Origin of the sequence: Bacillus sp. RHFS10 (genome assembly GCF_016757475.1) — a bacterium.
GTDB classification, from domain to species: domain Bacteria; phylum Bacillota; class Bacilli; order Bacillales; family Bacillaceae; genus Bacillus; species Bacillus subtilis_G.
Genome location: NZ_JAESPO010000003.1, coordinates 366,780 through 376,630, shown reverse-complemented (window position 1 = coordinate 376,630; position 9,851 = coordinate 366,780). Strand labels below are relative to the sequence as shown.

The window sequence follows — 9,851 nt, the reverse complement described above, 5'->3', positions numbered from 1 at the left end:
CATTCCGCAAGGAAGTAAGATCCCTGAAAGATGATCAGGTTGATAGGTCTGAGGTGGAAGTGTGGCGACACATGGAGCTGACAGATACTAATCGATCGAGGACTTAACCACATTTTGAATGATGTCACATCTGTTATCTAGTTTTGAGAGAACATCTCTCTAAAAGGCGGAAAAGCAAGGAAACTCCGCTAAGGGCTCTCACATCCTGTGAGAAACGCCCAGTACCTTCATCCTGAAGGCATTTGTTTGGTGGCGATAGCGAAGAGGTCACACCCGTTCCCATGCCGAACACGGAAGTTAAGCTCTTCAGCGCCGATGGTAGTCGGGGGTTTCCCCCTGTGAGAGTAGGACGCCGCCAAGCTTGTAACTTAAATTAAATTATTATCATCGCGGGGTGGAGCAGTTCGGTAGCTCGTCGGGCTCATAACCCGAAGGTCGCAGGTTCAAATCCTGCCCCCGCAACCAAAATATATGGATGAAATAAGGAGTGCCCGAAGGGTGCAACTAAATAATCCTATACAAATATGGTCCGGTAGTTCAGTTGGTTAGAATGCCTGCCTGTCACGCAGGAGGTCGCGGGTTCGAGTCCCGTCCGGACCGCCATTTTTTATTAAACGAAACGATCATGTTTTCGTTTTTTTTTGTGTTTTCTTTTACTGTAGCTTCTGCTTGGTGTCATAGCCAAGCTTTCTTTTATATCGGCAACATCTTGGATATTACAGCAAAATTCGATACACTAGGAAGAGTACATATAGGCTAAGCAGGTTGAAAGGGGGGCTTTGGTTCATGGATGAATTTGATTTGATACATAGCATTACTCCGCGGACCATTCACCATTCTTCCGTTGATGTAGGAATTGGTGATGATGCAGCGCTCTACACTGCGAAACATGGCGTTCAGGAAATTGTTTGTGTTGATACTATGGTAGAAGACGTGCATTTCAAATTACACTATTCCTCACCTAAAGATATCGGGTATAAGGCATTAGCCGTTAATATAAGTGATATTGCCGCAATGGGAGGCATTCCGAAATTTTATTTGGTATCACTTGCAGTACCTTCAAAATGGACGGAATCGGAAATTAAGGCGATGTATGAAGGTATGAATGAACTGGCGAAACTATATCATATGGATTTGATTGGCGGCGATACAGTCTCTACCTCTGACAAATTAGTTGTCACAGTCACTGTAATCGGGGAAGTTGAAAAGGGACAGGCTTGTTTGCGCAGCTTGGCAAGACCGAATGATATTGTGTTTGTAACCGGTGAAATCGGTTCTTCTGCAGCTGGACTTTCTTTATTGTTAGAAGAGATTGATCCCCAAAACTCAGCTATTGAAGCGGATTACTTTATCAACAGGCATAAACGGCCTCAGCCGAGAGTAAGCATCGGCAGATTATGCTCGAATGTTCAGCGGGCAGCTTTAAATGATATTAGTGACGGATTAGCAAGTGAATTAAATGAGATTGCGGAAGCCAGCTGTGTTTCAATTGAAATCGATGAAAGCATGCTGCCAGTCCATTCTGTCTTGCCTAAGCTCCATCATAACTGGAAAGAGTGGGCTTTGTTTGGCGGTGAGGATTTTGAGCTGACAGGGACGGTTTCAAAGGAGGAATGGGAAGTGTTGAAGCAAGAGTGCGAAACACGTCAACTGCCCATTACAAAGATTGGTCATGTCAGAGAAAAAACTGAATCCAACGTGATCCTAAAAACAGATAAAACATCAAAGATCATAGAAAAAAAAGGATATAATCATTTTAAATAAGACGGGTGACTCGTGTGAAGCAATTAAAGTGGAGAACTGTAAATCCTGAAGATACAAAAGCGATTGCTAAGCTGACGGCATCGTTTGCTAAACCGGGAGACGTCCTGACATTAGAGGGCGATTTAGGGGCCGGAAAAACGACTTTTACGAAAGGTTTTGCGGAAGGACTTGGAATTACACGTGTTGTAAACAGTCCGACTTTTACAATTATAAAAGAATATAACGATGGCACACTTCCTCTTTATCATATGGATGTGTATAGAATGGAAGATGAAAGTGAGGATTTGGGACTTGACGAATATTTTCACGGACAAGGTGTCTGCCTCGTTGAATGGGCTCATTTAATTGAAGAGCAGCTTCCGAAGGAGCGACTGCAGATTGTCATTAAAAGAGCAGGCGATGATGAGCGGGAAATTACCTTTACTGCTGACGGGAATCGGTATGAAATGCTTTGTGAGGAGATAAGTGGACATGACAATATTAGCAATTGATACATCAAATTATACGTTGGGCATTGCGCTGCTTCGAGAAGACACCGTCATAGCAGAACACATTACATATTTGAAAAAGAACCACTCTGTAAGAGCGATGCCTGCTGTTCATTCATTACTGAAGGATTGTGAGATGACACCGCAGGATCTTTCTAAAATTGTGGTTGCGAAAGGACCTGGTTCATACACAGGAGTCAGGATTGGCGTGACGCTCGCAAAAACGCTTGCCTGGTCTTTACACATTCCGATTACTGCTGTATCAAGCCTTGAGGCGCTTGCGGCAAATGGACGGCATTTTGACGGGCTGATCAGCCCTATCTTTGATGCCAGACGTGGACAGGTGTATACAGGTCTGTATGAATACAAAAACGGGCTTTTGGTTCAAGTTGTTCCTGATCAAAATGTGATGCTGGCCGATTGGCTGGAGATGCTAAAAGAAAAAGAACGCCCTGTTTTGTTTTTAGGTCATGATACTTCCATTCACAAGCAGATGATAGAGGATGTGCTTGGACCAAAAGGAATCATTGGAGCTGCTGCTCAGCATAACCCGCGTCCTTCAGAATTGGGTTTTCTAGGGGCGGAAAAAGAAGCAGCTGATGTTCACGGCCTTGTCCCGGAATACTTGCGGCTGGCGGAAGCTGAAGCGAAATGGATTGAAAGTCAAAAGTAGGGTGATAGGATGAAAACAAAAGCAGCGGTTAGAAACATGCGGCATGATGATATTGATCACGTATACGAAATCGAAACATCCTCCTTTACGTCTCCGTGGACAAAGGATTCGTTTTACCATGAGCTGATGGAAAATCCGTATGCTCATTATCTCGTGATTGAAAAGAACGGCCATGTTGCTGGGTATTGCGGGATTTGGATTGTGATGGACGATGCGCAAATTACGAATATCGCGATCAAACCGGAGTATCGCGGCCAGTCTTTAGGAGAAACGCTTTTTCGCTCAGCGATGGAACTGTGCAAAGAAAAAGACGCAAGGCGGCTTTCGCTTGAAGTGAGGGTTTCTAATCATCCTGCTCAAGGTTTATATAAAAAGTTCGGGATGCAGCCCGGCGGAATAAGAAAGAACTATTATACTGATAACGGGGAAGATGCGTTAATTATGTGGGTGACGATAAATGAGTGAGCAAAAAGAGACTTACGTATTAGGAATTGAAACAAGCTGTGATGAAACGGCGGCAGCAATTGTGAAAAACGGTAAAGAAATCATTTCGAACGTAGTGGCCTCTCAAATTGAAAGCCATAAGCGCTTTGGAGGCGTTGTTCCGGAAATTGCTTCAAGACATCATGTTGAGCAGATTACTTTGGTCATAGAAGAGGCTTTTCGTAAAGCTGACATGACGTATAGTGATATTGACGCGATTGCAGTAACTGAAGGTCCGGGATTGGTGGGAGCGCTTCTTATCGGAGTGAACGCTGCTAAAGCATTGAGCTTTGCGCATAACATTCCGTTAATTGGCATCCATCATATAGCCGGTCATATATACGCGAATCGTCTTGTAGAAGAGATCGTGTTTCCGGCATTGGCATTGGTCGTTTCAGGGGGCCATACGGAATTGGTCTATATGAAGGAACACGGATCATTTGAAGTCATTGGGGAAACGCTCGATGATGCAGCGGGTGAAGCTTATGACAAGGTGGCGCGAACAATGGGACTGCCGTATCCGGGCGGACCGCAAATTGATAAGCTTGCTGAAAAAGGGAATGGCAATATTCCGCTTCCTCGGGCATGGCTTGAAGAAGGCTCTTACAATTTCAGCTTCAGCGGGTTGAAGTCTGCCGTGATTAATACGCTTCATAATGCGTCTCAAAAAGGACAGGAGATTGCTCCGGAAGATTTGTCTGCCAGTTTCCAAAATAGCGTAATTGATGTCTTGGTGACGAAAACGGTGCGTGCGGCAAAGGAATATGGTGTTAAACAGGTCCTTTTAGCTGGTGGAGTAGCTGCAAACAGAGGACTCAGAGCAGCACTAGAAAAGGAATTTGCACAGCATGAAGGTATTGCGCTTGTCATTCCTCCGTTAGCGTTGTGTACGGATAATGCTGCGATGATTGCTGCGGCTGGTACCATTGCTTTTGAGAAGGGGATTCGCGGTTCATATGATATGAATGGCCAGCCTGGCCTTGAATTGACTTCTTATCAAAGTCTCACGATATAATGGCGTGAGGCTTTTTATCTTTTATTAACAGATAATTCTCAATTTATCCACATGTCTGTGAGTAATTATGGAGATATAGATGGATAAAGGGCTGAAGACACTGTTAATAAAGTGGATAAATTCAGAATATTTTGTGGATAATGTGTATAAAGCGCTTACTTTGTTTGCCTAAAAGGTTATTTTCTGTGGATAAAAAGCACCTCAAAAAAGAGGTGCTTGACTTTTTTTAAGCTTCTTCTGTGGATAGTTCTTCCCATTCGGATAAAAGAATCTCCAGCTCCTGATTGAGTTTCTCGTTTTCTGCATGGATGTCTTGTACCTTTTCGTGATCTTTAAAGACTTCCGGGTCACAAAGCAATTCATCATTGCGGCTGATGTTTTCTTCAATGGTTTGAACAGTGGTTTCAATTTCTTCAATCCGCCGGAGCCGTTGGCGTTCTTTCTTTTTCCATTCTTTTTCTTCTTCGTAGGAACGTTTGGAGTCAGACTTTACCGTGGCGGGCGTTTTTTCTGTTTCCTCTTGCTGATTCATTTTCTCCAGTTCAAGCTGTTCTGTTTTTTTCTCCGTATAATAATCGTAATCGCCCAGATATTCTTCTATATGGTTTGAAGATAGCTCCAAGACTCTTGTGGCGATTCTGTTAATAAAATACCTGTCATGTGAGACAAATAACAATGTGCCTGGATAATCAATCAGCGCGTTTTCGAGAACTTCTTTGCTATCTAAGTCCAGATGGTTTGTCGGTTCATCAAGGATGAGAAAATTCGCTTTTTGAAGCATCAGCTTAGCAAGGGCCACTCTTGCTTTTTCACCCCCGCTCAGTGAATGCACGGGTTTCAATACATCATCTCCGGAAAACAAGAAGTTCCCGAGACAAGTTCTGATTTCTTTTTCCGGAAGCCCGGGGTACTCATCCCACAGCTCATCAAGGACACGTTTGGAGGAAGTCAGCTCAGCCTGCTCCTGATCATAGTAGCCGACACTGACATTCGAGCCGTATGAGATCGTTCCTTGATCTGGCTTCAGGGTGTCCATTAATGTTTTCAGCAATGTCGATTTACCGATCCCGTTTGGGCCGACAAGCGCGGCGCTTTCTCCTCTTGTGAGCATGAAAGACACTTCTCTTAAAAGCGGCGGCTGGTTTTCATAGCTGATTGTGAGATCTTGAACACGCAGGACTTCGTTTCCGCTCTGTTTTGTAATATCAAAATGAAAGTTTGCGGATTTTTCATCGCCGAGCGGTTTTGCCTTGACTTCCATTCGGTCAAGCTGCTTTCGGCGGCTTTGCGCTCTTTTTGTGGTAGAGGCTCTTGCCAGATTTCGGTCTACGAAGTCCTGGAGCTTTGCGATTTCATCCTGCTGCTTTTCATACACTTTAAGATCTTTTTCATATTGCACGGCTTTTTGGTCGAGATAAGCGCTGTAGTTGCCGTGATACTTTTTACTTTCCGCTCTAGATACCTCGTATACTTGGTTTACCACTTTGTCCAAAAAGTAGCGGTCATGAGAAACGATGAGAATGGCGCCTGAATAGCCCTGCAAATAATGTTCAAGCCAGGTTAGTGTATCAATATCGAGATGGTTTGTCGGCTCATCAAGAATGAGCAAATCAGGCTGTGTTAACAGAAGCTTGCCTAGGGCCAGTCTTGTTTTCTGGCCTCCGCTGAGGCTTTGCACCTGTGTAGAATCGTCAAAATGGCTGAAGCCGAGGCCATGCAGCACAGATCTGACGTCCGCTTCATATTGATAGCCGCCTTTATCTTTGAAATCCTGCTGAAGCCGGTCATAGGTTTTCATGATGCTTTCCAATTCATCGGGATCAGCTGCCGCCATTTTTTCTTCCATAGCCCGCATTTCCTTTTCCATTGCTTTTAAGTGGTCAAAAACAGTCAGCAGCTCTTCTTTTATGGTAAGCTTAGAATCCAAGCCCGTATGCTGGGCGAGATATCCCATTGTAATATCTTTCGGTTTAATGACTTCGCCCTTTTCGTATGATAGCTGGCCTGCGATAATTTTAAGCAACGTAGATTTTCCCGCACCATTTCTACCTACAATGGCGATGCGATCACGATTTCTGACTTCCAGCTTTATATTGTTTAAAATAGTATCAGCACCAAATGATTTGGACAGCTGATTAACTTGTAAGATCATCATATTATTTCACCTCTGCTATAATAAGTTAAGTGTAGCTTATGAATCAGAAGTCAGCAAACAATACATTGGCCGAATAAGACATAGAGAAGAAAATAGTGTATGATCTTTTTAAGGAGAGTTTTAATATGAATGGATTTTCTCATTTTAATGAACAGGGAAGAGCCCAGATGGTGGATATAAGCGAAAAATCTTCGACTGTCCGTACTGCGGCGGCTGTTTCAAGCGTACACATGAAGAATGAAGTGTACGAGAAAATACAAAGTCACGATATCGGCAAAGGAGATGTACTGGCTGTTGCACAAGTGGCAGGCATTATGGCGGCAAAGCAAACGTCCAATATCATTCCGATGTGCCATCCGCTTTCACTGAGCGGAGTAGATATATCGTTCGACTGGAAAATAAAAGAAAAAGAAGTTATACTTCATATAAAAGCACAGGTCAAGACGAAAGGGAGTACAGGTGTGGAAATGGAAGCGCTCACTTCTGCATCGGTGTGCGCTCTTACCGTTTACGATATGTGCAAGGCCCTTGATAAGGGGATGGTCATCGGCCCTACTTTCTTGCTGGAAAAGACAGGCGGGAAAAACGGTGACTTTAAAAGAGAACTATCCGAGTATAATTTGGAGGACCAAAAATGAATAAGGATCAATCAAAAATTCCGCAGGCGACGGCAAAAAGGCTGCCGCTTTACTATCGCTTTTTAAAGAATCTGCATGCGTCAGGAAAACAGCGTGTATCTTCCGCTGAACTCAGTGATGCCGTAAAGGTTGATTCTGCCACGATTCGCAGGGATTTTTCCTATTTTGGAGCTCTTGGCAAAAAAGGATATGGATATAACGTGGATTATTTGCTGTCTTTTTTCCGCAAAACGCTTGATCAGGATGAGATGACAGACGTCATCTTGATTGGTGTCGGGAACTTGGGAACGGCATTTCTTCACTATAATTTCACAAAAAATAATAACACAAAAATTTCTATGGCTTTTGATATAAATGAGAGTAAAATAGGAACTGAGGTAGGCGGCGTGCCCGTCTATAACCTTAATGACCTTGAACAGTACGTAAAAAATGAATCAGTTGCCATTCTAACAGTGCCAGCAGTTGCTGCTCAGCCTATTACAGACAGATTAGTCGCGTTAGGAATCAAGGGTATTCTTAACTTTACGCCGGCCCGCTTGAATGTGCCGGAACACATTCGAATTCATCATATAGATTTAGCTGTAGAGCTTCAATCACTGGTTTATTTCTTGAAGCATTATTCAGTTTTGGAGGAAATCGAATAGAGGGAAAGGAGGAGCCCACATATGCCGATCGGTCCTGGAAGCCTTGCTGTTATCGCAATCGTTGCTTTAATTATCTTCGGTCCTAAAAAGCTGCCTGAACTGGGGAAAGCAGCGGGAGACACACTTCGTGAATTCAAAAACGCTACTAAAGGATTAACGAGTGATGAAGAGGAAAAAAAGAAAGAAGATCAGTAGGTTAGGGTGACACGAATGAATGTGAATCAAATGTCGCTGCTGGAGCATATTGCTGAGCTTCGAAAACGATTGCTGGTTGTGGCGCTGGCGTTTGTCGTTTTTTTTATCGCGGGATTTTTCTTAGCGAAGCCGATTATTGTGTATCTGCAAAAAACAGATGAAGCGAAGGAGCTTACGCTTAACGCGTTTAACCTGACAGATCCGCTTTTTGTGTTTATGCAGTTTGCGTTTATCATCGGCATTGTTCTGACCTCCCCGGTTATTCTTTATCAGCTTTGGGCTTTTGTAAGTCCAGGCCTCTATGAGAAAGAGCGAAGAGTAACGCTCGGTTACATTCCGATCTCTGTTTTGTTGTTTTTAGCGGGCTTATCTTTTTCGTATTATATTTTATTTCCTTTTGTTGTTGATTTTATGAAGCGAATCTCTCAGGACTTGAATGTCAATCAGGTGATCGGAATTAATGAGTATTTTCATTTTCTTCTGCAGCTGACAATTCCGTTCGGACTGTTGTTCCAAATGCCGGTCATTCTCATGTTTTTGACAAGGCTTGGAATTGTGACACCCATGTTCTTAGCGAAAATCAGAAAGTATGCGTATTTTGCGCTGCTTGTGATCGCTGCCCTGATTACTCCTCCTGAGCTTTTGTCTCATATGATGGTCACTGTTCCGCTGTTGATTTTATATGAAATCAGTATTTTTATATCGAGGGCCGCCTATCGGAAAGCGCAGAAAAGCAGCGCTTCCGATCAGGACGTGTCTTCCGGGCAATAATAAAAAATCCATTTCTCATACGGAGAAATGGATTTTCTTTATTTCTGGTTCTTTTTGATTTTCAATGAAAAGGCGAACATCTTAAATGAAATGCTGATGTTGTAAGCGGCGAACACCATCAGCAGGATGGAGTAAAATGACCACATGCTGCCTGGCGAGCTTGCGGCAAGATAAGTAAAGATGCACCCTACGGCAAAATAGATCATTCCCCAAACTACCGGGTTTCTCATAGAAATAATCCTCCAATAATCAATTGCATTTGTGTGCTCTGCTGTTCAAGGTACTTCTGAACAGGTTCAAGCTGCATGATAACGACAAATGTATTCATCATGACATGGGCGAAAATCGGCACCCATATCCGTTTTGTCCTCGCATACAAGAAGGCAAAGGTAAAGCCCATAGCTGTATAAAGAAGAAGATGCTTCAAATCAGCGTGAACAATACCGAAAATAATCGAGCTGAGCAGTGCTGCAAAAAAGAAATTCGTTTTTTCGTAAAGCGCCCCGAAAATGATTTTTCTGAAGAGGATTTCTTCTAATATAGGCCCGACGATAGAAGAAACGATAATCATGAGCGGGACTGCCTGAATGACTTTAAGAATGGCTTGTGTATTTTCTGATTCTCTTCCGATGCCGAATATATAATATTCAATAGAGCCTGCTATTCCTTGAGAGAAAAGGGCAATGAAAAAACCGGCTATCGCCCATAGGATAGAAAGCCCGACGGAGTCTTTCCGGCCGTTTCGCAGCGTTGTCTTCGGAACCGTTCTCAGAATAAGCAGAACGACAATGAGACAGGCGATAAAGCTGATGACGGACCATAATCCTTGTGCGTGCAGCATGTTTTCCTTGGTAGGATGTCCTCCGGCATAACCGAATCTAAAGAACAAGGGAATCGCAATTATGTAGGAAAACTGCATAATGATATATGTCAAAATAATAAACCAATACTGTTTTCTCAAATGGTATGTACTCCTTTGTTAAATGGGTTTCGTTGTCTACAGCTATTGTAACATAATCAGAACG

12 protein-coding genes, 2 tRNA genes and 2 rRNA genes are annotated in these 9,851 nt (G+C 43.2%); 13 read left to right on the top strand and 3 right to left on the bottom strand.

Going from position 1 to position 9,851, the window contains the following annotated elements; all coding sequences use genetic code 11:
* From JMN17_RS14385 to tsaD, 9 genes are all read left to right on the top strand, one after another.
* Window positions 1-111, top strand: a 23S ribosomal RNA gene (locus tag JMN17_RS14385); the annotation flags it as partial.
* A 134-nt stretch (window positions 112-245) separates the two neighbouring features.
* A 5S ribosomal RNA gene (rrf, locus tag JMN17_RS14380) occupies window positions 246-361 on the top strand.
* 27 nt (window positions 362-388) lie between these two features.
* Window positions 389-465: transfer RNA gene (locus tag JMN17_RS14375), tRNA-Met, on the top strand.
* Window positions 466-526: 61 nt separating this feature from the next.
* A tRNA-Asp gene (locus JMN17_RS14370) sits at window positions 527-603 on the top strand.
* 183 nt (window positions 604-786) lie between these two features.
* The gene (gene thiL / locus JMN17_RS14365) at window positions 787-1,764 is read left to right on the top strand and encodes a thiamine-phosphate kinase (protein ID WP_202328404.1); all 978 of its coding nucleotides are present in this window, start codon (window positions 787-789) and stop codon (window positions 1,762-1,764) included.
* A 14-nt stretch (window positions 1,765-1,778) separates the two neighbouring features.
* Window positions 1,779-2,255 (top strand): tRNA (adenosine(37)-N6)-threonylcarbamoyltransferase complex ATPase subunit type 1 TsaE, encoded by a 477-nt coding sequence (gene tsaE, locus JMN17_RS14360; RefSeq protein ID WP_202328403.1) that lies wholly within the window; start codon window positions 1,779-1,781, stop codon window positions 2,253-2,255.
* Window positions 2,236-2,925 carry a tRNA (adenosine(37)-N6)-threonylcarbamoyltransferase complex dimerization subunit type 1 TsaB gene (gene tsaB / locus JMN17_RS14355; RefSeq protein ID WP_202328402.1) on the top strand — a complete coding sequence of 230 codons (690 nt, stop codon included), beginning with the start codon at window positions 2,236-2,238 and terminating at the stop codon, window positions 2,923-2,925. Before tsaE ends, tsaB begins: the two co-directional genes overlap by 20 nt.
* Window positions 2,926-2,934: 9 nt before the next feature.
* Window positions 2,935-3,390: a ribosomal protein S18-alanine N-acetyltransferase gene (gene rimI, locus JMN17_RS14350; protein WP_087991306.1), complete on the top strand. Its 456-nt coding sequence runs from the start codon at window positions 2,935-2,937 to the stop codon at window positions 3,388-3,390.
* Entirely contained in the window at window positions 3,383-4,423 is a 1,041-nt protein-coding gene (gene tsaD / locus JMN17_RS14345) for a tRNA (adenosine(37)-N6)-threonylcarbamoyltransferase complex transferase subunit TsaD (RefSeq protein ID WP_202328401.1), read from the top strand. The genes rimI and tsaD overlap by 8 nt, the downstream gene beginning before the upstream one ends.
* A 226-nt stretch (window positions 4,424-4,649) precedes the next feature.
* Here the strand turns inward: tsaD and JMN17_RS14340 are convergent, their stop codons facing one another.
* Window positions 4,650-6,578, bottom strand: coding sequence for an ABC-F family ATP-binding cassette domain-containing protein (locus JMN17_RS14340; protein ID WP_202328400.1), 1,929 nt, complete (start codon window positions 6,576-6,578; stop codon window positions 4,650-4,652).
* Between the two features lie 125 nt (window positions 6,579-6,703).
* On the opposite strand from JMN17_RS14340, the gene moaC reads away from it, so the two are divergent.
* The 4 genes from moaC to tatC are packed head-to-tail and all read left to right on the top strand — an operon-like array spanning window position 6,704 to window position 8,826.
* On the top strand, window positions 6,704-7,216 hold the full coding sequence (gene moaC / locus JMN17_RS14335; protein ID WP_087991309.1) for a cyclic pyranopterin monophosphate synthase MoaC: 513 nt from the start codon (window positions 6,704-6,706) through the stop codon (window positions 7,214-7,216).
* The gene (locus JMN17_RS14330; RefSeq protein ID WP_087991310.1) at window positions 7,213-7,860 is read left to right on the top strand and encodes a redox-sensing transcriptional repressor Rex; all 648 of its coding nucleotides are present in this window, start codon (window positions 7,213-7,215) and stop codon (window positions 7,858-7,860) included. Before moaC ends, JMN17_RS14330 begins: the two co-directional genes overlap by 4 nt.
* A gap of 21 nt (window positions 7,861-7,881) precedes the next feature.
* Window positions 7,882-8,055, top strand: a complete 174-nt coding sequence (tatAY, locus tag JMN17_RS14325) for a sec-independent protein translocase protein TatAY (RefSeq protein ID WP_003234072.1) — start codon at window positions 7,882-7,884, stop codon at window positions 8,053-8,055.
* A 6-nt stretch (window positions 8,056-8,061) separates the two neighbouring features.
* On the top strand, window positions 8,062-8,826 hold the full coding sequence (gene tatC / locus JMN17_RS14320; protein WP_087991311.1) for a twin-arginine translocase subunit TatC: 765 nt from the start codon (window positions 8,062-8,064) through the stop codon (window positions 8,824-8,826).
* 38 nt (window positions 8,827-8,864) lie between these two features.
* On the opposite strand, the gene JMN17_RS14315 is transcribed toward tatC, so the two are convergent.
* Complete coding sequence (locus JMN17_RS14315) at window positions 8,865-9,056, bottom strand: YdiK family protein (protein ID WP_087991312.1); 192 nt, start codon at window positions 9,054-9,056, stop codon at window positions 8,865-8,867.
* Window positions 9,053-9,787 carry a CPBP family intramembrane glutamic endopeptidase gene (locus JMN17_RS14310; protein ID WP_087991313.1) on the bottom strand — a complete coding sequence of 245 codons (735 nt, stop codon included), beginning with the start codon at window positions 9,785-9,787 and terminating at the stop codon, window positions 9,053-9,055. Before JMN17_RS14310 ends, JMN17_RS14315 begins: the two co-directional genes overlap by 4 nt.
* Window positions 9,788-9,851: the final 64 nt, after the last annotated feature.

Excerpts from the sequence above, each read along its gene's own strand:
- thiL (WP_202328404.1), top strand. The coding sequence starts at position 787 with ATGGATGAATTTGATTTGATACATAGCATTACTCCGCGGACCATTCAC.
- tsaB (WP_202328402.1), top strand. The coding sequence starts at position 2,236 with ATGACAATATTAGCAATTGATACATCAAATTATACGTTGGGCATTGCG.
- rimI (WP_087991306.1), top strand. The coding sequence starts at position 2,935 with ATGAAAACAAAAGCAGCGGTTAGAAACATGCGGCATGATGATATTGAT.
- tsaD (WP_202328401.1), top strand. The coding sequence starts at position 3,383 with ATGAGTGAGCAAAAAGAGACTTACGTATTAGGAATTGAAACAAGCTGT.
- JMN17_RS14340 (WP_202328400.1), bottom strand. The coding sequence starts at position 6,578 with ATGATGATCTTACAAGTTAATCAGCTGTCCAAATCATTTGGTGCTGAT.
- moaC (WP_087991309.1), top strand. The coding sequence starts at position 6,704 with ATGAATGGATTTTCTCATTTTAATGAACAGGGAAGAGCCCAGATGGTG.
- JMN17_RS14330 (WP_087991310.1), top strand. The coding sequence starts at position 7,213 with ATGAATAAGGATCAATCAAAAATTCCGCAGGCGACGGCAAAAAGGCTG.
- tatAY (WP_003234072.1), top strand. The coding sequence starts at position 7,882 with ATGCCGATCGGTCCTGGAAGCCTTGCTGTTATCGCAATCGTTGCTTTA.
- JMN17_RS14315 (WP_087991312.1), bottom strand. The coding sequence starts at position 9,056 with ATGAGAAACCCGGTAGTTTGGGGAATGATCTATTTTGCCGTAGGGTGC.